General features: G+C 71.9%; 24 protein-coding genes and 1 pseudogene. 13 read left to right on the forward strand and 12 right to left on the reverse strand.

Annotation, left to right across the window (positions count from 1 at the left end; translation table 11 throughout):
- Positions 1-21: 21 nt before the first annotated feature.
- The 3 genes from ACZ4SW_RS12895 to ACZ4SW_RS12905 are packed head-to-tail and all read right to left on the reverse strand — an operon-like array spanning position 22 to position 2,949.
- Positions 22-1,512, reverse strand: a complete 1,491-nt coding sequence (locus ACZ4SW_RS12895; RefSeq protein WP_468241697.1) for an FAD/NAD(P)-dependent oxidoreductase — start codon at positions 1,510-1,512, stop codon at positions 22-24.
- A complete protein-coding gene (locus ACZ4SW_RS12900; RefSeq protein WP_468241700.1) occupies positions 1,502-1,801 on the reverse strand; it encodes a (2Fe-2S)-binding protein in 300 nt (99 codons plus the stop codon). Before ACZ4SW_RS12900 ends, ACZ4SW_RS12895 begins: the two co-directional genes overlap by 11 nt.
- Entirely contained in the window at positions 1,798-2,949 is a 1,152-nt protein-coding gene (locus tag ACZ4SW_RS12905) for an NAD(P)/FAD-dependent oxidoreductase (protein WP_468241703.1), read from the reverse strand. Before ACZ4SW_RS12905 ends, ACZ4SW_RS12900 begins: the two co-directional genes overlap by 4 nt.
- Positions 2,950-3,122: 173 nt before the next feature.
- Here ACZ4SW_RS12905 and ACZ4SW_RS12910 point away from each other — a divergent pair, with 173 nt between their 5' ends.
- Positions 3,123-4,109 carry an aldo/keto reductase gene (locus ACZ4SW_RS12910; RefSeq protein ID WP_468241705.1) on the forward strand — a complete coding sequence of 329 codons (987 nt, stop codon included), beginning with the start codon at positions 3,123-3,125 and terminating at the stop codon, positions 4,107-4,109.
- 47 nt (positions 4,110-4,156) lie between these two features.
- Here the strand turns inward: ACZ4SW_RS12910 and ACZ4SW_RS12915 are convergent, their stop codons facing one another.
- The 3 genes from ACZ4SW_RS12915 to ACZ4SW_RS12925 all read right to left on the reverse strand — a co-directional run bounded on the left by ACZ4SW_RS12915 (position 4,157) and on the right by ACZ4SW_RS12925 (position 7,232).
- Positions 4,157-4,693, reverse strand: a complete 537-nt coding sequence (locus ACZ4SW_RS12915) for an NUDIX hydrolase family protein (protein WP_468241707.1) — start codon at positions 4,691-4,693, stop codon at positions 4,157-4,159.
- A 188-nt stretch (positions 4,694-4,881) separates the two neighbouring features.
- Positions 4,882-5,571, reverse strand: coding sequence for a response regulator (locus tag ACZ4SW_RS12920; protein ID WP_468241710.1), 690 nt, complete (start codon positions 5,569-5,571; stop codon positions 4,882-4,884).
- Positions 5,571-7,232, reverse strand: coding sequence for an ATP-binding protein (locus ACZ4SW_RS12925; RefSeq protein ID WP_468241712.1), 1,662 nt, complete (start codon positions 7,230-7,232; stop codon positions 5,571-5,573). Before ACZ4SW_RS12925 ends, ACZ4SW_RS12920 begins: the two co-directional genes overlap by 1 nt.
- 285 nt (positions 7,233-7,517) lie before the next feature.
- On the opposite strand from ACZ4SW_RS12925, the gene ACZ4SW_RS12930 reads away from it, so the two are divergent.
- The 3 genes from ACZ4SW_RS12930 to ACZ4SW_RS12940 all read left to right on the forward strand — a co-directional run bounded on the left by ACZ4SW_RS12930 (position 7,518) and on the right by ACZ4SW_RS12940 (position 10,431).
- A complete protein-coding gene (locus ACZ4SW_RS12930; protein WP_468241714.1) occupies positions 7,518-8,393 on the forward strand; it encodes an ABC transporter ATP-binding protein in 876 nt (291 codons plus the stop codon).
- The gene (locus ACZ4SW_RS12935) at positions 8,390-9,268 is read left to right on the forward strand and encodes an ABC transporter permease (protein WP_468241717.1); all 879 of its coding nucleotides are present in this window, start codon (positions 8,390-8,392) and stop codon (positions 9,266-9,268) included. The genes ACZ4SW_RS12930 and ACZ4SW_RS12935 overlap by 4 nt, the downstream gene beginning before the upstream one ends.
- A gap of 65 nt (positions 9,269-9,333) precedes the next feature.
- A complete protein-coding gene (locus ACZ4SW_RS12940) occupies positions 9,334-10,431 on the forward strand; it encodes an ABC transporter substrate-binding protein (protein WP_468241719.1) in 1,098 nt (365 codons plus the stop codon).
- A gap of 65 nt (positions 10,432-10,496) precedes the next feature.
- Here the strand turns inward: ACZ4SW_RS12940 and ACZ4SW_RS12945 are convergent, their stop codons facing one another.
- On the reverse strand, positions 10,497-11,297 hold the full coding sequence (locus ACZ4SW_RS12945; protein WP_468241721.1) for a COG4705 family protein: 801 nt from the start codon (positions 11,295-11,297) through the stop codon (positions 10,497-10,499).
- Positions 11,298-11,778: 481 nt separating this feature from the next.
- Here ACZ4SW_RS12945 and ACZ4SW_RS12950 point away from each other — a divergent pair, with 481 nt between their 5' ends.
- The 4 genes from ACZ4SW_RS12950 to ACZ4SW_RS12965 all read left to right on the forward strand — a co-directional run bounded on the left by ACZ4SW_RS12950 (position 11,779) and on the right by ACZ4SW_RS12965 (position 15,744).
- On the forward strand, positions 11,779-12,663 hold the full coding sequence (locus ACZ4SW_RS12950; RefSeq protein ID WP_468241723.1) for a glutathione S-transferase C-terminal domain-containing protein: 885 nt from the start codon (positions 11,779-11,781) through the stop codon (positions 12,661-12,663).
- Positions 12,664-12,901: 238 nt separating this feature from the next.
- A complete protein-coding gene (locus tag ACZ4SW_RS12955; RefSeq protein ID WP_468241725.1) occupies positions 12,902-13,012 on the forward strand; it encodes a putative leader peptide in 111 nt (36 codons plus the stop codon).
- A gap of 120 nt (positions 13,013-13,132) precedes the next feature.
- Positions 13,133-14,350 (forward strand): LLM class flavin-dependent oxidoreductase, encoded by a 1,218-nt coding sequence (locus ACZ4SW_RS12960; protein WP_468241727.1) that lies wholly within the window; start codon positions 13,133-13,135, stop codon positions 14,348-14,350.
- Between the two features lie 20 nt (positions 14,351-14,370).
- Positions 14,371-15,744, forward strand: coding sequence for an NtaA/DmoA family FMN-dependent monooxygenase (locus tag ACZ4SW_RS12965; protein WP_468241730.1), 1,374 nt, complete (start codon positions 14,371-14,373; stop codon positions 15,742-15,744).
- 159 nt (positions 15,745-15,903) lie between these two features.
- Here ACZ4SW_RS12965 and ACZ4SW_RS12970 read toward each other — a convergent pair whose 3' ends face one another.
- The 5 genes from ACZ4SW_RS12970 to ACZ4SW_RS12990 form a co-directional block, all read right to left on the reverse strand.
- Complete coding sequence (locus ACZ4SW_RS12970) at positions 15,904-18,123, reverse strand: NADP-dependent isocitrate dehydrogenase (RefSeq protein ID WP_468241732.1); 2,220 nt, start codon at positions 18,121-18,123, stop codon at positions 15,904-15,906.
- A 103-nt stretch (positions 18,124-18,226) separates the two neighbouring features.
- Positions 18,227-18,628 (reverse strand): DUF4186 domain-containing protein, encoded by a 402-nt coding sequence (locus ACZ4SW_RS12975; RefSeq protein ID WP_468241734.1) that lies wholly within the window; start codon positions 18,626-18,628, stop codon positions 18,227-18,229.
- A gap of 76 nt (positions 18,629-18,704) precedes the next feature.
- A complete protein-coding gene (locus tag ACZ4SW_RS12980) occupies positions 18,705-19,787 on the reverse strand; it encodes a mechanosensitive ion channel family protein (RefSeq protein ID WP_468241736.1) in 1,083 nt (360 codons plus the stop codon).
- 206 nt (positions 19,788-19,993) lie between these two features.
- Entirely contained in the window at positions 19,994-20,758 is a 765-nt protein-coding gene (locus tag ACZ4SW_RS12985; RefSeq protein ID WP_468241738.1) for a crotonase/enoyl-CoA hydratase family protein, read from the reverse strand.
- A gap of 90 nt (positions 20,759-20,848) precedes the next feature.
- On the reverse strand, positions 20,849-21,811 hold the full coding sequence (locus ACZ4SW_RS12990) for a lysylphosphatidylglycerol synthase transmembrane domain-containing protein (protein ID WP_468241740.1): 963 nt from the start codon (positions 21,809-21,811) through the stop codon (positions 20,849-20,851).
- A gap of 180 nt (positions 21,812-21,991) precedes the next feature.
- On the opposite strand from ACZ4SW_RS12990, the pseudogene ACZ4SW_RS12995 reads away from it, so the two are divergent.
- The 5 genes and pseudogenes from ACZ4SW_RS12995 to ACZ4SW_RS13015 all read left to right on the forward strand — a co-directional run.
- Positions 21,992-22,474 (forward strand): annotated as a pseudogene (locus ACZ4SW_RS12995) (ABC transporter transmembrane domain-containing protein); the annotation flags it as partial.
- A gap of 268 nt (positions 22,475-22,742) precedes the next feature.
- Positions 22,743-23,981 (forward strand): PP2C family protein-serine/threonine phosphatase, encoded by a 1,239-nt coding sequence (locus tag ACZ4SW_RS13000; RefSeq protein WP_468241742.1) that lies wholly within the window; start codon positions 22,743-22,745, stop codon positions 23,979-23,981.
- Between the two features lie 129 nt (positions 23,982-24,110).
- Positions 24,111-24,794: a nucleotidyltransferase family protein gene (locus ACZ4SW_RS13005; RefSeq protein WP_468241745.1), complete on the forward strand. Its 684-nt coding sequence runs from the start codon at positions 24,111-24,113 to the stop codon at positions 24,792-24,794.
- Positions 24,791-25,081 carry a BON domain-containing protein gene (locus ACZ4SW_RS13010; RefSeq protein ID WP_468241747.1) on the forward strand — a complete coding sequence of 97 codons (291 nt, stop codon included), beginning with the start codon at positions 24,791-24,793 and terminating at the stop codon, positions 25,079-25,081. The genes ACZ4SW_RS13005 and ACZ4SW_RS13010 overlap by 4 nt, the downstream gene beginning before the upstream one ends.
- Positions 25,078-25,830 carry a metallophosphoesterase family protein gene (locus ACZ4SW_RS13015; RefSeq protein WP_468241749.1) on the forward strand — a complete coding sequence of 251 codons (753 nt, stop codon included), beginning with the start codon at positions 25,078-25,080 and terminating at the stop codon, positions 25,828-25,830. The genes ACZ4SW_RS13010 and ACZ4SW_RS13015 overlap by 4 nt, the downstream gene beginning before the upstream one ends.
- Positions 25,831-25,923: the final 93 nt, after the last annotated feature.

A 25,923-nucleotide genomic window follows, 5' to 3' on the forward strand; every position in this document is an offset into this window, starting at 1 on the left:
ATCTCGATGACGTGTGACATGTTATTGAGAGCCCTCCTCGCCCCGGCTGCGGCGGCCCTCCCCGTCCGCACCGCGGCGGCCCGGCTCGCCCGGCCTCCGGGCGCCCTCCCCGCCGGGCTCCCGGCCGACCGCCTCCCCGCTCTCCGCGGCCAGCACCCCCAGCGGCACCGGCAGCGCGAACGGCCTCCGCGCCGCCGTCTCCGCGCACCCGGCGATCCCCGCGACCCCGGGCCCGCACATCCGGCCCTGGCACCAGCCCATCCCGGCGCGCGTCAGCAGCTTCACGGTCCGCAGATCACCGGCGCCCAGCTCCGCGACCGCCTCCCGCACGGCCCCGGCGCGCACCTCCTCGCAACGGCACACCACCGTGTCGTCGGTGACCCGCTCGGCCCAGTGGGCGGGCGGTGCGTACGCGCTGTCGAGGGCCGCGAAGAACCCGCGCAGCGCCGCCCGGCGTCGCACGGCGCGCTCCCATCCCCGGGGATCGGGTGCGGCACCGGCGAGCCGCGCGGCGACGGACCGCCCGGCGATGTGCCCCTCGGCCAGGGCGAGCTCCGCGCCGCCGATGCCGGTGCTCTCGCCCGCCGCCCAGACCCCCGGGACGTCGGTGCGCTGTTCGCCGTCGACGACGACGCTCGTCCCGTCGATACGGCAGCCGAGGCTCTCGGCGAGGTCGGTGTGCGGGACCATGCCGTGCCCGACGGCGAGGGTGTCGCAGGGGACACGGCGCGCGGTCCCGGCCCGGACCCGTCCGCCGGTGTCCAGCGCGGCGACGGTCACCGCCTCCAGCCGGTCGGCGCCGTGCGCCTCGATCACGGTGTGGCGGGCGAGGATCCGCACCCGGTGCCGCAGCAGGCGAGCCGCGTACACCGCCGCCTCCACCGCCTTCCCGGGCTGTGCGGCCAGGGCCCCGGCGTGTCGTACGAAGGCCTTCGGGTCGGCCGACTCCACGAGCGCGGCGACCGTGACCCCCGCCGCCGCCAGCCCGGTCGCCACCGGCAGCAGCAGCGGCCCGCTTCCGGCCACGACCGCCCTGCGCCCCGGCACCGCCAGACCCCCCTTGAGCATGGCCTGCGCACCGCCGGCGGTGACGACCCCGGGCAGCGTCCAGCCGGGGAAGGGCAGCACCCGCTCGTAGCCGCCGGTAGCCAGCAGGACGGCGCCGGCCCGCACGGCGACCGGCTGCTCCTGCTCGGGCCCGGCCAGGGCGTGCACGGTGAAGCCCTCGGGATCCCTTTCCACGCACCACACATGATGTTCCGTCAGGTGGCTGACGTGTCCGGCGGCGAGGTGCCGATCCAGCCCCGTGCGCAGCCGCAGCCAGGTACGCCACTGGTGGTGCAGCGCGTCCGGGCGTCGCGCGCCGAGTGCGGCGGCGGGCTGACGGTAGAACTGGCCGCCCGCCTCGGGAGCGGCGTCCACGAGCGTGACGCGTACGCCCCGCGCGGCCGCCGCGAGAGCCGCGGCGAGCCCCGCCGGACCCGCGCCGATCACCGCCAGGTCAGTCCGCATGCCCCGTCCCCTCCTGCGTACGGATCACATCGCCCGCCCGCACCGGGACCTGGCAAGCCCGTCTGTTCGGCCGGTCGTTGACGGTCACCAGGCAGTCGAAGCACACGCCGATCCCGCAGAACACCCCGCGCGGACGCCCCTCGCGTCGGGTGCTGCGCCAGGAGGTGATGCCCGCCGCCCAGAGCGCCGCGGCCACCGTCTGGCCGGGCAGCGCCTCGATCTCACGGCCGTCGAAGGTGACCGTGAAGGGGGGATCCGGCCGGGCCTCGGTCAACTCCAGTGGATTCACGCGGCCTCCCGCTCGAAACGCTCCGGCCGGAACGGAGCGAGGTCCAGTTCCGTCGCCCTGCCGCTCAGCACCTGCGCGATCAACTGCCCGGTTCCGGGCGCGAGTCCGACGCCGGCCCCCTCGTGGCCGCACGCGTGCAGCAGTCCCGGAACCCTGGGGTCCGGGCCGATGGCGGGCAGATGGTCGGGCAGGTACGGCCGGAAGCCGAGGTAGGCACGCATCGCCCGGACCCGTTCCAGGAACGGGAACAGCCGGGTCGCGCCCGCCGCGAGCGCCCGGACGACCGGAAGGGAGAACGACCGGTCGAAACCGACCCGTTCGCGGCTCGCCCCGATCAGGACGGGTCCCGCGGCCGTGCCCTCGACGACCGGCGAGGTCTGCAGGGCGGCGGAGTCGCTGGCCACGTCCGCGACATAGTCGGCGGCGTACACCTTGTGCCGCACCCGGCGCGGCAGCGGCTCGGTGACGAGCACGAACCCGCGCCGGGGGAGCACCGGCAGGTGCGTGCCCGCCGACGCGGCCACCTCGCCGCCCCAGGTGCCGGCGGCGTTCACGACAGCCGGGGCGTGGATGTCACCACCGGTCGTGCGCACCCCGCGTACCGCGCCGGGCGGCGAGCGCAGCACCTGCGTCACGGTCCGGCCGGTCAGCAGCCGGGCGCCCGAGGCCCGTACCAGGTGCGCGGCGGCAAGCGCGGGCATCACCTGGCGGTCCTGCGGGTACAGCACGCCGCCCGCGAGGTCCGGGGCCAGGTACGGTTCCAGTTCCCGGAGTCGGTCGGGGGCGACGTCGACCGCCTCCACCCCGGCGGCCCGCTGGCGCGAGGCGAAGTCCGCCAGGGCGGTGAGCCCCTCGGAGGCCGAGGCGACGACGACACCGCCCTTGGGCTCGTACTCGATCGACGGCCCGAACTCCTCGGCCAGCCGCGCCCACAATCGCAGCGAGTACAGGGCGAGTTCGAGTTCGGGCCCGGGTTCCTTGTCGGAGACGAGCAGATTGCCCTCGCCGGCGCCGGTCGTACCGCCGGCCACGGGGCCACGGTCCACGAGGACCACGTCCAGACCGGCCCGGGCGGCATACAGCGCGCAGGCGGCGCCCACCATCCCGGCGCCCACGACCACGACATCGCAGGTCAGTCGCTGGCTCACGGCAGTACTATGTCACATGGTTCTCGTCTCGACGCAAGCCCGCCGCCGCCCTGGATGTGCCCCGCGCGGTGGACTCCCCGACTCCTCCGGTCCGCCGCCCTTGACTTGAAGCGCGCTCCAAGCTGAACACTCCCGTCCGGGCCCGAGCCTCGGGTCCGGACGGGAGGATCACCATGAAGTACCGCACGATCGGCACCGACCCGAAGACCCGTCGTGAGGTGAGCGTGCTCGCGCTCGGCGCGATGATGTTCGGCTCCCGGACGGACGAGAAGACCGCCTTCGCCGTGCTCGACCGCTATGTCGAGGCCGGCGGGAACTTCATCGACACGTCCGACAACTACGCGTTCTGGGTCGACGGCAGCCAGGGCGGGCAGAGCGAGGAACTGCTCGGCCGCTGGCGCCGCAGCCGCGGCATCGGCGACGAGATCGTGATCGCCACCAAGCTCGGCGCTCGCCCGCTGGCCCCCGGCACGAGCTACGTCGACAACGCCGAGGGCCTGTCCGCGAAGGTGATACGGGAGTCGGCCGAGCGCAGCAGGGAACGCCTCGGCGTCGACCGCCTGGATCTGCTGTACGCGCACATCGAGGACCACACGGTGCCGCTGCGCGAGACCGTCGAGGGGTTCGCCGAGCTGGTGGCGGAGGGGACGGTCGGCCTGCTCGGGGTGAGCAACCACGCGGTCTGGCGGGTGGAGCGGGCCCGCGCCCTCGCGGCCGCGGCGGGACTTCCCGGCTACGAGGTGCTGCAGTACCAGCACAGCCATCTGCGCCCGCGGACCGACATACCCGAGGAGATCTTCCCGGACGGCAGCCTCGGCGGCACCACCGCGGAGCTGCTGAGCTATCTGCGCGCCGAGCCGGACCTGACCCTGGTCGCGTACTCACCCCTGCTCAAGGGCGCCTACGTGCGGCAGGACGTCCCGTTGCCCCGGGACTACGACCACCCGGGCACCCCGGAGCGGCTGGCGGTGCTGCGGGAGGTGGCGCGGGAGACCGGAGCGAGTGTCAACCAGGTCGTGCTGGCCTGGCAGATCGGCGGCGGCCTGCCGGTGATCCCGCTGGCCGGAGCGTCGTCGGTGGCGCAGTTGGAGGAGAATCTGGCGGCGGTGGACCTCGAACTGACGGGGGAGCAGAGGGCGCGGCTGGACGCGGCGTACTGAGAGGGCGGGGCCGCCGGCCCGGGAGGCCGGGCCGGCGGCCCCGTCGCTCACGCCAGACAGCCGACGTGCGCCAGCGCCTGCTTGAGCAGGACTCCCTGGCCGCCCGGCATCTCGTTCTGCACCACGGCCGAGGCGGCCTCCTGGGGGCTGAACCACTCGAGATCGAGCGCGTCCTGGCGGGGGCGGCAGTCACCGGCCACGGGCACGATGTAGGCGAGCGCCACCGCGTGCTGGCGAGGGTCGTGGAAGGGGGTTATCCCCTGCGTGGGGAAGTACTCGGCGACGGTGAAGGGCTGCAGGGACGGCGGGACACGGGGCAGCGCCACCGGTCCGAGGTCCTTCTCGAGGTGGCGCAGCAGGGCGTCGCGGACCCGTTCGTGGTGCAGCACCCGTCCCGAGACCAGGGTGCGGCTGACGGTCCCGTCGGGCCCTATCCGCAGCAGCAGTCCGATGCTGGTCACTTCACCGCTGTCGTCGACGCGCACCGGCACGGCTTCCACGTACAGGATCGGCATGCGGGCACGCGCCAGCTCGAGTTCGTCGGGTGTCAGCCAGCCGGGCGTGGTTTCGGTCGTGTCAGGCATTGCCCGATCGTACGGTCAACGCGCCGCGAGCGGGTGCGTGTCACACCAGGTCAGACGCAAGTCACACCCGTGGCACGCGGTCGGCCGCCCACTGGGTCCGCTGTCCCCGCACGGGCGAAATCAGGTCGGTGAAGGGAAGGTGACGGTCGGGGGACGGGACGGAACGGGGCGGGGCGGGGAGGACGGCGTCAGGTGACGATGCGGTACCGGTGCTCCGGACGCCCCGTCGCCCCGTACCGGAGCTCCAGCCGGACCATGCCCTCCTTGACGAGGTAGGACAGGTACCGCTGCGCCGTCGCGCGGGAGACCCCCGTGAGTTCGGCGGCCTCGGCCGCCGACACGGGACCGCAGGCGGAGCGCAGCGCCTGATGGACGAGGGTCAGGGTGGGCGCGGAGTGCCCCTTGGCCGGCACCCGCGGGACGGCCGGCGGCCGGGCGGCGCTGAACAGGGCGTCCACATCGGCCTGGTCGGTCTCGGCGGCCGGTCCCAGCGCATCCACACGGTGCTGGAGTTCACGGTAGGCGGTCAGCCGTCCGGCGAGGTCGGGGGAGCCGAAGGGCTTGACGAGGTAGCCCACGGCGCCCAGTTTCATCGCGGTGCGGACCGATTCGATGTCCCGGTCCGCTGTGATCATGAACGCGTCCGGCCGGGAGCCGCCCTCGTCGCCGGTGAGCCGGCGCAGCACATCGAGCCCGCTGCCGTCCGGCAGGAAGATGTCGAGCAGGAGCAGGTCCGGGTGCAGGGTGCGCACCGCCTCCAGGGCGTCTGCCACGGTCGCCGCCTCGCCGACCACCTCGAAGCCCTGGACCCGGCTCACGTACTCGCTGTGGATGTGGCTCACCCGGAAGTCGTCGTCCACCACCAGGGTGCGGATCATCAGCGGTCGCCTCCCACCGGCAACGCCGTCGTGAACAGTGCTCCTTGCGGCGCGGGGGCCGAGTCCGGCAGCGGCAGGACGACGGTGAAGACCGCACCCGGGCCCTCGCTGACGGTGACCGTGCCGCCGTGCCGCTGCACCAGCCGGTGCACCAGGGCGAGCCCCAGGCCGCGCCGGGCGGTGCCGCGCTCGGGCCGGGTCGACCAGCCGTCCTCGAAGATCGCCTCGGCGGCGCCGGGCGGGATCCCCGGCCCGGTGTCCGCCACCCTCACGGTCACGTGGCCGCAGTCCTCGGCAAGAGTGAGGCGAACCTGACGGCCGCCCGCCGGGGGCGGTCCGTCGCCGGCGGCGTCGACCGCGTTGTCCAGCAGGTTGCCGACGATCGTCAGCAACCGGCGCAGATGCGGCGGGTTCTGGCCGAGCTCGGAGTCCTCGTCGAGCACGATCCGCACCCCGCGTTCGGCGGCGACCGTGGTCTTGGCCACGATCAGCCCGACCATCAGCGAGTTGCCGATCCGTCTGCGCACCGACTCGGTCAGCGCCTGCGCGGCCCCGGCCGATCCGACGGCGAACTCGTACGCCGCGTCGTGGTCCCCGATGTCCAGCAGTCCGGCCAGGGTGTGCATCCGGTTGGTGAACTCGTGCTGCTGGGCCCGCAGTGCGTCGGTGAGCCCGCGCACGGAGTCCAGTTCGCGCAGCAGTCCGATCAGCTCGGTGCGGTCGCGTACGGTGACCACCGCGCCGAGTTCGCGGCCGCGCAGCGTGACCGGCATGCGATTGACGACGAGGCAGTGTTCGTCGGTCAGGACGCTGACGTCGGTGCCGCTCAGGGTGCCGTCCAGCGCGCGCCGCAGCCGGCCGTCGGGCAGCACCTCGTCGAGCCTGCTGCCCAGCGCGGTGCCGAGCCCGAGCAGTCGCCGGGCCTCGTCGTTGACCACGGTGACCCTGCCGTCGGGGTCGAAGGCGACCACGCCCTCCCGGATGCCGTGGAGCATCGCCTCGCGATCCTGGAAGAGCCCGGCGATCTCCTCCAGTTCGAGGCCGAAGGTGGTGCGCTTCAACCGCCGCGCCAGCAGATACGCGGCCGCCGAACCGAGCGCGGTGGCGATCGCCGCGTACAGGCCGAACGTGGGCAGCTCACGCCACAGCTCGCCCAGCACGTACCGCTCCGGAAGACCTGCGGACACCTCGCCGACCAGCTTGCCCGACGGCCCGTACAGGGGCGCCTTGGCGTTGGCGGACCGCCCGGTGGCGCCCTGGTCGCTGCCGACCCGCGGACGGCCGTCCAGCACGACGATCGGCTCGTTCACCGGCTCGCCGATGAGCTGCGGCATGGGGTGCGAGTGACGGATGCCGCGCAGGTCGAGCACGACCACGTACGACGCCCCCGAGGCCTTCCGGATCCGTTCGGCGGCGGTCTGCACCACGCCGTCGTCGGTGCCCTTCTCCATGGCGAGACGGATCTGCGGCTCGGCGGCCGTGGTCTGCGCGATGGCCAGCGCCCGCTGCTCGTAGGAACGGTCGAGCTCGCCCCGCTGTGCGAAGGCGAACAGCGCGAAGCCGATCACACCGGTGAGAGCGAGGATGAAGAGCTGGTTGGCGAGGATCCGGGCGGAGAGCTTCCCTCTGCCGCCGCGGGCGATCCAGGTACGGATGGGCATCACAGGCGCCTCTTTGCCCCCGTCGTATGTCGTCTCGGTCCGGCCCCTGCGCCGGACCCGCGTGGCGTGATTGTGCCTGATGGCCGAAATTCTGCCCACCCCCGTATCGCTGAGCAGAACGAGCAGAACCCCGGGTTACGCGGCTATCGCGGGATAGCTGTGAAACAGCGACGTAACACCGGGTGGCCTCTAGCGTCTGCCTTCACCCGCTCCCGACGAGGTGCGGAACTCGACCCGACGAGGTGTGGCACTCGCCCCTCGAGGCGTGGAAGGAGACGGCCCCCCATGGCTTCGCGAAACGATGTCGCGAAGAGCCCGATCACCGGTGCGGCGACCGCAGGCGCAGCAGCGCGTGAGGATGCGCGCATCGAGATCTCCGGGCTCACCAAGCGATTCCTGACCCCCGCCGGTGAGGTGTTCACGGCACTGCAAGACGTGTCGTTCACCGTGGAGCCGGGCCAGTTCTGCGCGGTGGTCGGCCCGACCGGCTGCGGCAAATCGACGACGCTGAGCATGGTGTCTGGGCTGGACCGGCCGAGCGAGGGATCGGTCAGGGTCGGCGGCCGTGAGGTGGACGGCATCACGGACGGCGTCAGCTTCATGTTCCAGGCCGATGCGCTGCTGCCCTGGAAGACCGTCCTCGGCAACGTGCTGATGGGTCCGGTCTTCCGCGGCGTTCCCAAGCAGCAGGCACAGGCCTCGGCGCGCGACTGGCTGCGCCGGGTGGGCCTGTCCGGCTTCGAGGACCGCTACCCGCACCAGCTCTCCGGCGGTATGCGCAAGCGCGTGGCGATGGCCGCGGCGCTGATCAACGAACCCAAGATCCTGATCATGGACGAGCCGTTCGGTGCCCTCGACGTGCAGACCAAGGCGATCATGTCGACCGAGTTGCTGGCCCTGTGGGAGCAGATCCGTCCGTCGGTCGTCTTCATCACCCACGACCTCGACGAGGCCGTGGCACTCGCGGACCGGGTCGTCGTCATGACGTCCAGCCCCGGGTCGGTCAAGGCGGTGTTCGACATCGACCTGCCGCGCCCGCGCGGCTCGGTCCAGGAGATCCGCTTCGAGCCCCGCTTCATCGAACTGCAGCACCAGATCTGGGACACGCTGCGCGAGGAGGTGGAGCGCGCCTACGCACGCACCGCAGGAGGTAAGGCATGACCACGACGTCCACCGCTCCCGCCGCTCCGGTCAACGGCGGCCAGGTATCGGCCGCCGCCGCGGCCAAGAGCGCCGTCCGACGCCGCGTCGCGCTGGTGTGGGCGGGCCGCATCGGCCTCGCGGTCGTCGTCATCGGCGGCTGGCAGGCGTTCACCACGTGGGGGATCGTCGACCCGTTCTTCTTCGGGCAGCCGTCCGGCATCGCCAAGCGGCTGGTCGACCTCTTCCAGAACGGCACCGAGTTCGGGTCCTTCTACTCGAACATCTGGACCACGATCCAGGAGGCGCTCGCCGGCTTCGCCGTCGGGTCCGTCACCGGAGTGATCTTCGGTGTCGCGCTGGGACAGAGCCGGTTCCTCTCCGACGTGCTCGGCCCCTACATCAAGATGGTCAACGCGATCCCGCGCATCGTCCTCGGCTCGATCTTCATCGTCGCCTTCGGTATCGGTGTGACCCCGAAGATCCTGCTCGCCGCGGTGCTGGTGTTCTTCATCGTCTTCTTCAACGCCTTCCAGGGCGTCCGTGAGGTCGACCGCAACATCCTCGCCAACGCCAGGGTGCTCGGCGCCTCGCAGATGCAGATCATCCGCCACGTCATCGTGCCCTCCGCACTCACCTGGATCATCGCGAGCCTGCACAGCGCCTTCGGCTTCGCCATCGTCGGCGCGCTGGTCGGCGAGGTACTGGGTGCGCAGAGCGGCCTCGGCCTGGTCATCAAGACCGCGCAGAACAACTTCGACCCCAACGGCGTGTTCGCCACGATGCTCGTCATCTCGGTCATCGTGCTCGGCGCCGAGTGGCTGATCGGCAAGCTCGAGCACCGGCTGCTGTCCTGGCGCCCGCCGTCCCCTTCCGAGACCGCGAACGCCCTCTGATTCCGCGCCTCCCCGTCCCCTCCGCTCCTCCCCCGTCCCACCTCAGAAAAGGAATGTGGCCAGCCATGTCAAGACGATCCGCCACCGTCACCGCGTCCCTCCTCACCGTCCTCGCCCTCGGCACGGCCTCCGCCTGTTCCAGCGGCTCCCACAGCGGCTCCCAGAGCGTCGGCAGCTCGGGTGGTGTGCCCACGGTGAAGCTCATGGTCGGCGGCATCGACAAGCAGATCTACCTGCCGTACCAGCTCGCCCAGGACCTGGGCTTCTACAAGAAGTACGGCGTCGACGTCCAGCTCAGCACCGAGCAGGACGGCGGTGTCGGCGCCGAGGAGGCCATGGCCTCGGGGCAGGTGGACATGGCGGGCGCCTGGTACAACCACACGATCGAGTTCCAGGCGAAGGGCAAGGCGGTCGAGGACGTCGTCCAGCTCTCCGGCGCGCCCGGCGAACGCGAGATGTGCTCCAAGAAGGCAGGCGTCACCTCGGGCGCCGACTTCAAGGGCAAGACACTGGGCGTCACCGACCTCGGTTCGGGCACCGACACCCTCACCCAGTTCCTGGCCGCCAAGAAGGGCGTCAAGACCAGCGAGTTCCACCGGATCGGGGTCGGCGCCGGCTCCACCGCGATCGCCGCGCTGCAGAACGGCAAGGTCGACTGCGTCATGACGACGCAGCCCACGGTCGCCGCGATCCAGAAGAAGGGCGTCGGCACCTCCGCGATCGACCTGGCCACCACGCAGGGCGCCACGGAGGCGATGGGCGGTGCGTACCCCGCGGCCAGTGTGCTCGCTCGCACCGACTGGGTGAACCAGAACAAGGCCACCGTGCAGAAGGTCGTCGACGCGCTGGTCGCCACCATGCACTGGATCAACACGCACAGCGCGGCCGACATCGCGAACAAGCTCCCCGCGTCGTTCGTGCAGAACCAGTTGGTCACCAAGGCCGACTACATCACGGCCCTGACCGAGGACAAGGGGCAGTTCCTGCCGGACGGCATCATGCCGGCCGGCGGTCCGAAGACCTCGCTGGCGACGGAGAAGCTGGTCGGCAACGTGAAGGGATCGGTGGACCTCAGCAAGACGTTCACCAACGACTTCGCCATCCAGGCCAACAAGACCGAGGGCTTCAAGACGACCACGACCCCTGCCGGGCCGAACGGCTGAGCCCGCGGCACCGACACGACGTCGCCCCGCCTGCCCGCATCAGCGGCAGGCGGGGCGGTGCCATGTCACACGGCGGCCGGGTCGCTTCGCACATCGCGTCGCGAGACCGCCAGATAGGTCACGAAGCCGAGGATCGCGACGGTCCACGACAGGGTGACCGGGCCCAGGCCCCAGTCCAGCCCGCCCCGACTGTGAGGCACGGCCATCCAGTCGGCGATCGACGCGCCGAGGGGACGGGTGATGACGTACGCGGCCCAGAACGCGGGCACCGCGCCCAGCAGTCGCCCGCGGTGGGCCACCGCGGGCACACAGATCGCGACGGCGTACAGAACGACGGACCCCAGGTAGCCGAGGCCGATCGTGGCGCTCAGGTCGCCCGCGGCCGTACCGAGCGCGAACGTGGCGAGCACGGCCGCCCAGTAGAACGTCTCGCGGCGGCGGGTGGAGATGCTGTGGATGGACAGGGTCCGCTCGCTCGCGTACCACAGGGCGAAGACGGCGGCCAGCGCCACCAGGAACAGCGGCGTCGAGAGCGTGTAGGGAACGCCGAGGCCCACGTGCAGGACGTCGGCGGCCATCGTGCCGAACACGCTGACCATGACGATGGCGGTCCAGTAGATCCAGGCCACGTACCGGCGGACCGCGAACTGCAGCACCAGAGACCCCAGCAGGGCGAGGGCGCCGAGGCCGACCGCGGGAATCGGGCCGAGCAGATGGGCAAGGTAGTCGGAGGCGGTCTCGCCCATTCCCGTGGTGAGAACCTTGATGATCCAGAAGTAGACGGTCACTTCCGGCACCTTGTTCGCCATCCCGCGTATCCGGGGGTGGGCGTGGGGCCGGTCATCAAGGACGTGCTCAGTGCTCATGGCACGCACGATGACATGGCGAACTGCTGTGCACCCAGATGCCTTTGCCATTGCTTTGGCGCTTCGTGTGCATGAATTGCCCCAGCGTTTCCCCTGGTGGCGGCCCTGTGTTCGCGCTCGGGCCGAGGCCCCCTCCATCTCGCCCCTCGGCCGCCGCCCTCTCGAAGTGCGGACCTCCCTCTTGACGCGGGCCGGAGCCGGATCGACACTCCAAGGAAGATTTCCTAGTGAACTGGTAGGGAAAAATGGGGCGCCTGGAGCCGGTCGTCAGCCGTGTTCACCGCGCGCGCCGGCAGCCCCTCCTGCTGACCTCCCGCCGGCACATCGATCTGCTGCGCGTCTGCAGCGCGAGCAGCCCTCTGCGCTGATCCGGCGGAACCACGCCGCGCCCCCGCCACCCCGCGCCGTTCGCGCCGGGGAGCGCCGCCCGCCCGTGGGCAACCAGCCCATCCCCCCCGCGTCCCAGAACCCCGGGAGAGACATGTCCGCCCATGCCCTGACCGCACTCGCGTCCGCGCAGCCCGTCCCGGCCTTCCGCGGCCGGATCGGCTGCGACGCGCGAAGCGGCCACTACGCCGTACCGCGCCGCTACCGCCTCCACCTGTCCCTGGCCTGTCCGCACTGTCTGCGCATAGCCATCACGCACAGCCTGCTCGGCCTCGAGGACGTCTGCCCCGTGACGCTGCTGCCCGCGGTGCCCGACGGACCCGGCGGCGGGTACTCCGCGCTGCGTCCGCTCTACGAGGCCAGCGCGCACCGCTACCCCGGGGCGGCCCTGGCCCCGGTGCTCAGCGACGACTGGTCGGGCCGGATCGTCAGCACGCACGCTCCGGACATCATGCGCGACCTGGCGCGGCACTTCGGCGCGGACCGCCCCGCCCTGTATCCGCAGGGGTCGGACGCCGAGATCGCAGGCGTCCAACGGCTGTGCGAACAGGGCATCGACGCGGCCGCCCAGCGTGCCGGACGCGCCGACGCCGACGCGGACGAACGGGACGCCGCGCTCGCCTCGCTGCTGTGCACCCTCCGCTCGCTGGAGGGCCGGCTCGCGCGTCAGGACCACCTGCTCGGCGACCGGCTCACCGCCGCGGACGTGGAGGTGTGGGTCAGCCTGGTGCAGCTCGACGCCGTACACCGCTGGCACCTGGACGCCGCCGCGGTGCACCGCATCGCCGACCACCCGCACCTGTGGGCGTACGCGCGCAGGCTGGCCGCCCACCCCGCCTTCGGCCCCCACCTCGACCACGTCGGCATCGCCCGGCGGCACCACGCGCACTGCCGGGGACTCGAGGCCGCGGGCGCCGCGGTGCAGATCCTGGACTGGGCCTCGTACATCCCCGACAACGGTGCGGACCACACCCGTTGACACGGCGAAAGGTGCTGCCGAGCACGTATCACCCGCTGGACGCACGGTGACATCGCCTGCGGCGCCCGGACCGCGACGGCACCTGTCCGGCGCCGACCGGCGGCAAGAGGCCCGGGCTGCCGCTCGGCAACTCCTGACCGAGGGGATCGCAGGAGTGCGGAACAGCCGGCGGCGCCGAACCGTTGTCACCGACGACGAGCCGCGCGCCACGACGGCCACGGGGACGGAGGTGACGGACGTGACCCGTACCGTGCACGTCCGCGCCCTGACCCCGTCCCGCCGTCCGCTTCTGCACTCCCGCGCCCACATCGATCTGCTGCGCGTGGCCGGCGCGCTCTGTCGCTCCTGACCGTTCCCTGGGGGCACCCCCGGCCGGAGGCCGGGGGACTTCGACCCGGGTCGGCCCCGTCCCGCCGCGCCCCCACGGGTGAGGCCGGCGTTCCCTACGGACCTTCAGGAAGGCACCCTCGTGTCCTCATCTCCCTCCCCTTCTCCTCTGCACCTCGCCGTCGCGCTCGACGGCACCGGCTGGCACCCCGCCTCCTGGCGCGAGCCGGCGGCGCGGCCGCAGGAGCTGTTCACGGCCGGATACTGGGCCGACCTCGTGGCGGAGGCCGAGCGCGGCCTGCTCGACTTCGTGACCTTCGAGGACGGCCTGGGCCCGCAGTCCTCGCACTTCCTGGACCCGGACGAGCGCACCGACCAGGTACGCGGACGTCTGGACGCCGTGCTCATCGCCTCCCGTGTCGCACCGCTGACCCGTCACATAGGGCTGGTGCCGACTGTGGTGGCCACCCACACGGAGCCGTTCCATATCTCCAAGGCGATCGCCACCCTGGACTATGTGAGCACCGGGCGTGCGGGCCTGCGCGTGCAGATCACCGCGCGCCCGCACGAGGCCGCGCACTTCGGCCGCCGTACGATCCCGCGCATCGACGCCTACGACAGCCCGGCCGCACAAGGCCCGCTCACCGACCTGTTCGACGAGGCCGCCGACTACGTCGAGGTCGTGCGGCGCCTGTGGGACAGCTGGGAGGACGACGCGGAGATCCGGGACGTCGCCACCGGCCGTTTCATCGACCGCGACAAGCTGCACTACATCGACTTCGAAGGCAGGTTCTTCAGCGTCAAGGGCCCGTCCATCACACCCCGGCCGCCGCAGGGCCAGCCGCTCGTCACCGCTCTCGCCCACCAGACCGTCCCCTACCGGCTGGTGGCCCGTCAGGCCGACGTCGGCTACGTCACCCCGCACGACGTCGCCCAGGCCCGTGCGATCGTCGCCGAGATCCGCGCGGAGCAGGCGAGGGCGGGGCGGGCCGCGGAGCCGCTGCACGTCTTCGGCGACCTCGTGGTCTTCCTGGACGACGACCCCGCAACGGCCGCGGACCGCAAGAACCGCCTCGACGACCTCGCCGGACACCAGTACACCGGCGACGCCCGCGTCTTCACCGGCAGCCCCGCCCAACTCGCCGACCTGCTGGAGGAGTTGCGGTCCGCCGGACTGACCGGCTTCCGGCTGCGTCCGGCCGTCCTCGGCCATGACCTCCCGCAGATCACCCGAGGGCTGGTGCCCGAACTCCAGCGCCGCAACGCCTTCCGGCGCGCCTACGAGGCCGACACCCTGCGCGGACTGCTCGGGCTCGCCCGCCCCGCCAACCGCTACTCCCCAGCAGCCGCAACCGTCTGAGCCGGAGGGACCGCACCCCCATGAGCAAGCCGCAGAAACAGATCCACCTGGCCGCCCACTTCCCCGGCGTCAACAACACCACGGTGTGGAGCGACCCGGCCGCCGGCAGCCACATCGAGTTCCGTTCCTTCGTGCACTTCGCGCAGACCGCCGAACGCGCCAAGTTCGACTTCCTGTTCCTCGCCGAGGGCCTGCGCCTGCGGGAACAGGGCGGGAAGATCTACGACCTGGACGTCGTCGGCCGTCCCGACACCTTCACCGTGCTCGCCGCACTGGCCGCGGTCACCGATCGCATAGGTCTGGCCGGCACCATCAACTCCACCTTCAACGAGCCCTACGAGGTGGCCCGCCAGTTCGCCAGCCTCGACCACCTCTCCGGCGGTCGCTCGGCGTGGAACGTCGTCACCTCCTGGGACGCCTTCACCGGCGAGAACTTCCGCCGCGGCGGCTTCCTGCCGCAGGAGGAGCGCTACTCGCGCGCCAAGGAGTTCCTGGCCACGGCGAACGAACTGTTCGACTCCTGGCGGGGGGACGAGATCATCGCCGACCAGGCCACCGGCACCTTCCTGCGGGACGCACAGGCCGGTGCCTTCGTGCACCGGGGCAGGCACTTCGACATCCACGGCCGGTTCAACGTCCCGCGCTCACCGCAGGGCCGCCCGGTGATCTTCCAGGCCGGAGACTCCGACGAGGGCCGCGAGTTCGCCGCCGCCGGCGCCGACGCGATCTTCAGCCGGCACGCCGAGCTCGAGGCGGGCCGGGCCTTCTACGCCGACGTGAAGTCCCGCCTCGCCAAGTACGGCCGCCGCCACGACCAACTCTTGATCCTGCCCGCCGCCACCTTCGTGCTCGGCGACACCGACGCCGAGGCCGAGGAACTCGCCGGGGAAGTGCGCCGGCAGCAGGTCAGCGGCGCCACGGCCATCAAACACCTGGAGTTCGTCTGGAACCGGGACCTGTCGGTGTACGACCCCGACGGCCCGCTGCCCGACGTCGACCCGATCGTGAGCGAGGAGCACATCTCCCGCGGCCGCGCCCAGGTGCGCATGTACCGCGACCCGCTGGCCACCGCCCGTGAGTGGCGGGAGCTGGCGGCAGCGAACGACTGGTCCATCCGCGACCTGGTCATCCACACCGGCAACCGGCAGACCTTCGTCGGCTCCCCGCTCACCGTGGCGAAGACCCTCAACGAGTTCGTGCAGGCCGACGCGTCCGACGGCTTCATCCTCGTCCCGCACATCACCCCCGGCGGCCTGGACGACTTCGCCGACAAGGTCGTCCCCCTCCTCCAGGAGCAGGGCGTCTTCCGCACGGACTACGAGGGCACGACCCTGCGCGACCACCTGGGCCTGGCCCACCCGGACGAGGAGCGCGGCGTGCGGGTGGCGTCCTGAGGTTCCGGCGAAGATCGCCGCGGGCGCGGGCGCGGGCGCGGGGGACGGCGTCACGCTTTCCCCCGAGCCGATGCCCGGCGAGTCCGGGAGACGCGACCGCCCCGCCCGGGAGAGAGCCCGGGCGGGGCGGTGGCGCGGAAGGGGATCGGGCCCCTTAGGTCAGCTCAGGGACGCCAGCGCCTCGTTCCAGGTCGCCGACGGGCGCATGACCTCGGCGGCCTTCGCCGGGTCGGGCTGGTAGTAGCCGCCGATGTCGGCCGGCTTGCCCTGGACGGCGATCAGCTCCTCGACGATCTTCTGCTCGTTGGCGGTGAGCGTCTCGGCGAGCGGGGCGAACGCCTTGGCGAGGTCCGCGTCGTCGGTCTGCTTGGCCAGCTCCTGCGCCCAGTACAGGGACAGGTAGAAGTGGCTGCCGCGGTTGTCGATGCCGCCGACGCGGCGGGTCGGGGACTTGTCCTCGTTGAGGAAGGTCGCCGTGGCACGGTCGAGGGTGTCGGCCAGGACCTGGGCACGGGCGTTGCCCGTGACCTTCGCGTACTGCTCGAAGGCCGGCACCAGGGCGAAGAACTCACCCAGGGAGTCCCAGCGCAGGTAGTTCTCCTTGACGAGCTGCTGGACGTGCTTCGGGGCGGAGCCGCCGGCGCCGGTCTCGAACAGGCCGCCGCCCGCCATCAGCGGGACGACCGACAGCATCTTGGCGCTGGTGCCCAGCTCCAGGATCGGGAACAGGTCGGTCAGGTAGTCGCGCAGCACGTTGCCGGTGACGGAGATGGTGTTCTCGCCGCGGCGGATCCGCTCCACGGACAGCTTGGTCGCCTCGACCGGAGCGAGGATCCGGATGTCCAGGCCCTCGGTGTCGTGCTCCTGCAGGTACTGCTCGACCTTGGCGATCAGGTTGGCGTCGTGGGCGCGGGTCGCGTCCAGCCAGAAGACGGCCGGGTCGCCGGTGGCGCGGGCACGGGTCACGGCCAGCTTCACCCAGTCGCGGATCGGGGCGTCCTTGGTCTGGCAGGCGCGGAAGATGTCACCGGCGGAGACGGTCTGCTCGATGACCACGTTGCCGTTGCCGTCGACCAGCCGGACCGTGCCCGTGGTCGGGATCTCGAACGTCTTGTCGTGGCTGCCGTACTCCTCGGCCTTCTGCGCCATCAGGCCGACGTTCGGAACCGAGCCCATGGTGGCCGGGTCGTAGGCGCCGTTGGCGCGGCAGTCGTCGATCACGGCCTGGTAGACGCCCGCGTAGCTGGAGTCCGGCAGCACCGCGAGGGTGTCGTGCTCCTGGCCGTCCGGGCCCCACATGTGGCCGGAGGTGCGGATCATGGCCGGCATGGAGGCGTCGACGATCACGTCGGACGGGACGTGGAGGTTGGTGATGCCCTTGTCGGAGTCGACCATGGCCAGATCCGGGCCCTCGGCGAGCTCGGCGTCGAAGGAGGCCTTGATCTCGTCGCCGTTCGGCAGGGCCTCAAGACCCTTGAAGATCCCGCCCAGACCGTCGTTCGGGGTCAGACCGGCCGCGGCGAACGTCTCGCCGTACTTCGCGAACGTCTTCGGGAAGAAGGCGCGCACCACGTGACCGAAGACGATCGGGTCGGAGACCTTCATCATCGTGGCCTTCAGGTGCACGGAGAACAGGACGCCCTCCTCCTTGGCCTTGGCGACCTGCGCCGTGAGGAACTCGCGCAGGGCGGCGACGCGCATCACGGAGGCGTCGACGACCTCGCCCTCGAGGACGGGCACCGACTCGCGCAGCACGGTGGTGGTGCCGTCGTCGCCCTTCAGCTCGATGCGCAGCGAACCGGCCTCGGAGATGACCACGGACTTCTCGGTGGAGCGGAAGTCGTCCACGCCCATGGTCGCCACGTTCGTCTTGGAATCGGAGGTCCAGGCGCCCATGCGGTGCGGGTGGCTCTTGGCGTAGTTCTTGACCGAGGCGGGGGCCCGGCGGTCGGAGTTGCCCTCGCGCAGGACCGGGTTCACGGCGGAGCCCTTGACCTTGTCGTACCGGGCGCGGATCTCCCGCTCCTCGTCCGTCTTCGGCTCGTCCGGGTACTCCGGCAGCGCGTAGCCCTTGCCCTGCAGCTCGGCGATGGCCGCCTTGAGCTGGGGTACGGACGCCGAGATGTTCGGCAGCTTGATGATGTTGGCCGCGGGGGTCTTGGCCAGCTCGCCCAGCTCGGTGAGGTCGTCGTTGATCCGCTGGTCCTCGTTCAGGTACTCCGGGAAGACCGCGAGGATGCGCCCGGCCAGCGAGATGTCACGGGTCTCGACGGCGACACCCGCCTTCCCGGCGTAGGCCTTGACCACCGGCAGGAAGGAATACGTCGCCAGGGCCGGGGCCTCGTCAGTGTGCGTGTAAATGATGGTCGAGTCAGTCACCGGGTGCTCCGCTCCACGTCTGCAACATTGCTCGACATCAAGATATCTCGTAGGCGGACCCCGCTCGACAGTGGCCTGCGCCACGGACGCCCCGATGCCGGTCTCAGGACGCCTCCGCCGCCTCGCGCTCGATCCAACGGCAGATCACGGCGACCACGTAGGCGTGCTCCGCGCGGCTCAGCTCCCGCCCCTTGGGGATCCCGTGCCAGCGCTCCAGGCAGGTGCGGCAGCAGGTCGCGGTCGCGTGCTGGGCGACGAAGACCGGGTGGCCCCGGTAGGGGGTCTGCCTGCCGTCCTTGTACGGTTCGGCGGGCGCCAGACGCTTCGCTACGAGGTCGTAGGCGTGCCAGCGGATCGTGGCGGGGCCCCTCAGCCGGGCCGTGGCCAGGTCGCGCCCGCGCAGACGGAACTTCGCGCGGAACGGCTGGCGCGCGACCGCGTCCAGCTTCTGGTCGAGCGAGCGGGCCGCCGGAGCCGGAGTGGGGGATTCTGACGAAGACATCATGCTCTCTCGAGCATAGAACCGCCGGTCGTCCGACCGCCGCCCACCCGACTCCGGCCCGGCCGGCCCGACCGTGGCCTTAACCGGCCTCGACCACCCGGTCCTCGCCGCTGCGCTGCGGCGGGATGACGACCGAGCCCTGCTGGAGCGCCACCGTCCGCGTCGGCGCCGGAATGCGGATGCCCTCGGCCCGGTACCGCTTGTGCAGGCGCTTGATGAACTCGTGCTTGATCCGGTACTGGTCGCTGAACTCGCCGACGCCGAGGATCACCGTGAAGCCGATGCGCGAGTCGCCGAAGGTGTGGAAGCGGACGGCCGGCTCATGGTCCGGGACCGCGCCGGCGATCTCCGCCATCACCTCGGCGACGACCTCGGTGGTGACCTTCTCGACGTGCTCAAGGTCGCTGTCGTAGGCGACGCCGACCTGGACGAGCACCGTCAGCTGCTGCTCGGGACGGGTGTAGTTGGTCATGTTCGTCTTGGCGAGCTGACCGTTGGGGATCACGACCAGGTTGTTGGAGAGCTGGCGGACGGTCGTCTGCCGCCAGTTGATGTCCACGACATAGCCCTCCTCGCCGCTGCTCAGCCGGATGTAGTCGCCGGGCTGGACGGTCTTGGAGGCGAGGATGTGGATGCCCGCGAACAGGTTCGCGAGCGTGTCCTGCAGAGCCAGCGCGACCGCCAGGCCGCCCACGCCCAGGGCGGTGAGCAGCGGCGCGATGGAGATGCCCAGCGTCTGCAGCACCACCAGGAAGCCGATGGCCAGGACCAGGATCCGCGTGATGTTGACGAAGATCGTGGCGGACCCCGCGACTCCGGAGCGGGACTGCGTGACCGTCCGCACCAGGCCCGCGATCACGCGGGCCGCGGAGAGGGTGATCACGAAGATGAGCAGCACGGTCAGGCTCTGGTTGACGTGACGCTGGACCGTGCGCGTCAGCGGCAGCACCGCGGCCGCGACCGCCGCGCCGCCCGCGATCGCCGCCCACGGCACCACCGTGCGCAGCGCGTCCACGATCACGTCGTCACCGCTCCAGCGAGTGCGCTTGGCGTGCTTGGCCAGCCAGCGCAGCAGCGTGCGCGACGAGAACGCCGTCAGGAACCCCGCGGCCAGGGCGATCCCGCCGAGGATGAGGTCGTCCAGGGTCACAGCACGGTTCACCGGTCACCTCCCGCACGGCAGAAGAGGCCCCAGGGCCGGAAGTGATGAATCGTCACCTTGCCACCTGCTCGAATCACGGATTGCACGATCACGTCCGGACAGGTGTTCGCCGTCCGGAGCGGGGATTCATCCTGCCGTATGTTTCTGACCTCCCCTCACCGGAACGGCGGGAAGCGGCCATCGGCGTCACGACGAGCGCCCGGTCGTCACATGTCCGAGAACGATCCGTGCCGGCCGGCACCCGCCGCGAACCGCGCAGCGCCCTCCAGGCCCTCGGCCAGTACGTCCATGCCGTGCCGGAGTTCGCCGCGCAGGGCCGCCCGCTCGTCCAGCCCTTCCTGGTCGAGCACCGAGGCCCGGTCGCCGCGCAGGCAGGCCTGGGGGAAGCGGGAGATCGCGGCGGCCAGTTCCTCCGCCTCGGCACGAGCGCGCCCGGTCGGGACGACTCGGTTGGCGAGCCCCATCTCATACGCCTCCCGGGCCGGCACCGGGCGGCCGGTGAGGATCATGTCCATCGCCCGGCCGGTGCCGATCAGCCGCGGCAGCCGGACGGTCCCGCCGTCGATGAGCGGCACTCCCCAGCGGCGGCAGAACACCCCGAACACCGCGTCCTCCTCGGCCACCCGCAGGTCGCACCAGAGCGCCAGTTCGAGACCGCCGGCCACGGCGTGCCCCGCGACCGCCGCGATCACCGGCTTGGACAGCCTCAGCCGGGTCGGGCCCATCGGACCGTCGCCGTCCTCGGCGACCCGGTTGCCGCGTCCGGTCCCGGCCGCCTTGAGGTCGGCGCCCGCGCAGAACGTCCCTCCCTCGCCCCACAGCACCGCCACCCGCGCCGTCTCGTCCGCATCGAACTCGCGGAACGCGGCCGCCAGTTCGGCGGCCGTCGGCCCGTCCACCGCGTTGCGGGCCTCCGGCCGGGAGAGGACGACCGTGAAAACGTGTTCCTGACGTTCGACGCGGACCGGCATCGGCTGCCCCTTTCGGCTGCTCTCGGAAGGGCGGGGAGAAGGCCCAGAGGTTACTCCCCGGTACAGCCGCCGTCCCGGGTCAGACCACCGTCAGATCACCCTCAGCCGTACCAGCGCCCCCAGGGTCAGCGCCCCCGGCAGCAGCGGCAGCCACACCGTGATGATCCGGTACGCCAGCACCACCGCCGTCGCCACGGCCACCGGGCCGCCCGCCGCGACCAGGGCGATCACCAGGGCCGCCTCCACCGAGCCGATACCGCCCGGGGTGGGCACCATGGCGACCGCGACGGTCGCCGCCAGATAGGCCACCACCATGTGCAGGGGCGACACCGGAAGCGACAGCGCCCGCCCCACCGCGGCGAGCCCGGCCGCCTGCAGCGTGGGAAAGGCCAGCGAGCCGCCCCACAGGGCGAGCGCCCGGGCGGGACGGGTGTGCACCGAGCGTGCCTCGCAGAGCGCCGTGCGCAGGAAGGACCACACCGCTGTCCGCACCCGCCGCACCAGCAGCGGCACCGCCACCGCCGCGCACACCGCCCCGGCCGCCGCCGGCAGCAGCGGCCCGGCCGCCGAGGCGGGCACGAGACCGCCGAGGTGGAGAGCGTCCGGGAAGGTGATCAGCAGCACCAGCAGCAGACCGACCCGGGTCACCGATTCGGCGAGCAGGTACAGCGCGAGCGCCGCCGAGGAACGGGCGAGCGGCACCCCGCACACGGTCATGAACCGCAGGTTGACCGCACCGGCGCCCAGGCCCGTGGGCAGCAGGTGGTTGGCGGCGCCCGCCGCGAACTGGGTGGCGACCAGCCGGCGCAGGGGCAACCGCTGCACCACCGCGCCCTGCCGGGTGACGGCGGCCGCGACCCACGTCAGACAGGTGGCGCCCGCGGCGGCCAGCAGCCACGGCCACTCGGCCGCCCGGAGATGACCGAAGCCCTCCGCGAGCACCGAGCGGTGCCGCACCGCGACCACGGTCACAAGGACGAGCGGGAGCAGGCACAGCACCTGGCGGACCGGAACACGTCTGGGGAGTCCCTGAGGGAGACGCAGAACAGTCACACCGGCAGAGGTTCTCCGCACCGCACCAACGCGAGGTTGCGTGCGCGGGGACGGAGGCTGACGCGCCGGGCAAGCCACGGGAGAGCCCGCGCGCCGCTCGTGGACCTCGACGAAGCTCGAGGTCCTGTCGCCGGTCCCATGAGCAGGGAGACCACGGCCTGACGGCGGCTCCACGGTGTCATGACCGCGCAGGCGGAGCGCCGCCCCTTCGCCCGGGCCGTGCCGCGCCGCATCGGCGCGTTCGCCCGCCCGCACCGGCGGCGCGTGGCGCAGTTCGTCGTGGAGGGTGTGCTCACCGCACTGCTCGCCGTCGCCACGCCCGTGCTCGCCGGCCGTGTCGTCGACGCGATCGTGTCGCACGGCGACCGCGGCACGGTCGTACGGCCGTCGGTGCTCCTCGCCCTCATCGCGCTCGCCGAGGCGGCGCTCGGGCTTCTCGGCCGCGGGCTTTCGGCCACGCTCGGCGAGGGCCTCATCCTCGACCTGCGGACGACTGTGTTCGATCATGTGCAGCGCATGCCGGTCGCGTTCTTCACACGTACTCGTACGCGAGCGCTCGTCAGTCGTCTCAACAACGACGTGATCGGCGCCCAGCGCGCCTTCGGCCACACGCTGTCCGGGGTCGCCGGAAAGGTGGTCACGCCGCTGCTCACGTTCGCCCTGACCGGGCGGGTCGCGGAGCGGGGCGGGCACGCGGAGCTCCCCGCGTCGGGCGCCCGGTACCCGGAGCCGTACCGGACCCGGTTCGACAGGACGTTCTCGCCGACGGGGCCGCGGACGGGGCGGGCGGGGGCAGCGGCGCGGACCCGGCCGGAGACCGGGACGGAGGCCGTCGCCCGCACCGCAGGGCCTGTCGCGGTGGGCGTCCGACCTGCGATGACCGTAGCGTGAAGGGGCGGGCACCAGGGGGGCGCGAAGGGAGACGGTGACGATGCCGGACATCGACTACGCGGCCCTGTTCGCCGCCACACCGAGCCCCTACCTGGTGCTGGGCACCGACCTGGTCATCGTGGAGGTCAACCAGGCCTACCTGGACGCCACCAGGCGCACCCGCCAGGACCTGATCGGACGGCATGTCTTCGACGCCTTCCCCGACAACCCGGACGACCCCGGCGCCGACGGGGTGCGGAACCTGAACGCCTCGCTGCACCGGGTCCTGGTCACCCGGCAGCCCGACACCATGGCGCTGCAGAAGTACGACATCCCCATCATGGGCCGCCCCGGCGTCTTCGAGGAGCGGTGGTGGTCGCCGATCAACACACCGATCCTGCGGCGCGACGGCAGCGTGGGCTCGATCATCCTGGGCGTGGAGGACGTGACCGCGTACGTCCAGACCCACGGCGCGGGCGAGTTGCGGCTGACGAACAAGCTCACCGAGCGGGAGGCACTGGAGGCCGAGCTGTACGCACGGGCGCGCGAGCTGCAGCGGCTGAACGAGGAGCTGCGCCATGCCCACCGGCGGGAGCGCCAGGTGGCCCTGACCCTGCAGGAGGCCATGCTCCAGTCCCCCGACCTCGCCCACCACGAGAACGTCGCCGTGCGCTATCTGCCCGCCACCGGCTCGCTGAACGTGTGCGGCGACTGGTACGACCTGGTCGACCTGCCCGACGAGCGCTTCGCGGTGGCCGTCGGCGACGTCGTCGGGCACGGCCTGGAGGCCGCCGCCGTCATGGGCATGCTCCGCAGCGCGCTCAGCGCGGCCACCCGCGCCCTGGAGTGGCCCGCCCAGGCCCTGGAGGTGCTGAGCCTGTACGCCCGCTCCGTCGAGGGCGCGCTGAACACCACCGCCGTCAAGGTGATGGTGGAGCCCCGCAGCCAGTTGCTCATCTACAGCAGCGCGGGTCACCCGCCGCCGGTTCTGGTCCATCAGGACGGCAGCTGCGAGATGCTGGACCGGGCCACCGACCCGCCGCTGGGCGCCCGGCCGCAGCATGTGCCCCGGCCGCAGGCCGGCCAGACCTACGCCCCCGGCGACACGCTCGTGCTCTACACCGACGGGCTGATCGAACGCCGCGACCAGAGCATAGGAGCGGGCCTGGACCGCCTGACGGACGTCCTGTGCCGCCAGTGCTCCCTCGGCCCCGAGCGCCTCGCCGACACCCTGCTGGCCCGGCTCGGCGTGGCCGGCGGCGCCCGCGACGACATCGCCCTGGTCGTCGCCCGGCTGTGACCGTCCGTCCCGCCGGGGCCCGCGGACGGTTCTGTGTCGAGAGCAGCGGACCGGGTACTCAGACGAAGCACGAAGGGCTGCCCGGGAACGACGGCACCGGGCTCTGCTCGGGACGGCGATGGAGTGACCATGGCACAGCACGGGGATCACGCGGCCCCTGCCCGGCGATCGGAGGTGCGCGAACTGCGTCCGGCGACGAAGAATCCCGAACAGTCCGATCCACGTCCGGGGGAGCGCGGACTGCCGCACGACCGCCACCAGGCCATCCTCGAGGCGACCAAACGGGTCGGCGCCGTGCTCAAGGGCAAGGGCCACGCGTTCGCCCTGGCCGGAAGCGTGGCCGTGTACGCCCACGGCGGCAGCCAGAACCTGCAGCACGACACCGACTTCTGTGTGCGGCCGGAGGACGCCGAGGCGGTGGCGGACACGCTGAGCGAAGCCGGCCTGACGGTCTACCGGCCCCCGGAGGACTGGCTGCTGAAGGCGACGTGCTTCGACCAGGACATCGACGTCATCTTCGAGCTGGCGCACCGGCCCGTCACCACGGACATGCTCGCCCGGGCACAGGAGCTCTCCGTCGCCTCGGTGCGTATGCCCGTGCTGTCGCCCACCGACCTGCTGTGGAGTCTGATCGCCGCCTTCTCGGAGCACCACTGCGACTTCGGAGCGGTCCTGCCCGTCGCCCGCGCGCTGCGCGAGAAGGTCGACTGGGAGCGGGTGCGGCGCGACTGCGGCGACGAACCGATGCCCGCCGCCTTCTTCTTCCTCCTCGAACGCCTGAACGTCATCGCCCCGCACAGGGAGGCACCATGACCCAGCACGGCTCGGAGCAGGCACCACCCGGTGCCGCACCCGCTCTGAACGCGGAGTACCGCGTCGCCCACCTCCTGGAGCACCTGGCCGGGGGGCACCCCGGTGAACTGGGTGTCCGGGTCGAGGTGCGCGGCGAGGCGGTGCTGCTGACCGGCACGGTCGCCTCCGTCCAGTGCCGTGACGAAATCCTCGGCATGGTCCGCGAGGAACTGGCCGGCATACCGGTCCACTACGACATCGTCGTCGCGGACGCCTCGTCTCCCGACCAGGCGGAGGAGCTCACATGATCCGCGTGGCAGCCGTCGGGGACATCCACATGGGATCCGGCAGCCAGGGCGTGCTGCGGCCCGCGTTCGAATCCCTGCCCGAATGTGCCGACCTGCTGTTGCTGGCCGGGGACCTCACCCGCCACGGCACACCGGAGGAGGCCCGCGTGGTGGCGCAGGAGATCAAGGACCTCGCGGTGCCGGTCGTGGCGGTGCTGGGCAACCACGACCACCACGACGAGCGGCCGGACGAGGTCACCGCCATCCTCCGGGACGCCGGGGCGCGGGTCCTCGAGGGAGAGGGAACCGTCGTGGAGGCCGGGGGCCCGCGGGTTGGCGTGGCCGGCACCAAGGGGTTCTGCGGCGGATTCGTCGGCCGCAGCGCGGGGGAGTTCGGGGAACCGCTGATGAAGGAGTTCGTGCGGACTTCGCGCCGCTCGGCCGACGCCCTGCGCAAGGCCCTGGAGGAGCTGGACGAGCAGGGCTGCGACGCCCGGATCGCGCTCACCCACTATTCGCCCGTCCCGGAGACGCTGGCCGGCGAACCCCTGGAGATCTATCCGTTCCTCGGGACCTATCTGCTGGCCGAGGCGATCGACACGGCCGGTGCGGACCTCGCGGTGCACGGGCACGCGCACGCCGGCACGGAACACGGCATGACCGCCGGCGGCGTCAAGGTGCGCAACGTTGCCCAGCCGGTCATCGGGCGGGCCTTCCGCGTCTACCACCTGCGGGCGCGGGAACCGGTGGGCGCCGACGCCTCGACCTGAGCACCGGCTCCCCGGGGGTGCCGTGACGGCGGTCGCGCTCCCGGTCGGGGCCCCAGGGGCACGGGGGACCGCCGTACGAACACCCGGCGCCCT

This window comes from Streptomyces sp. NPDC028331 (assembly GCF_055565775.1).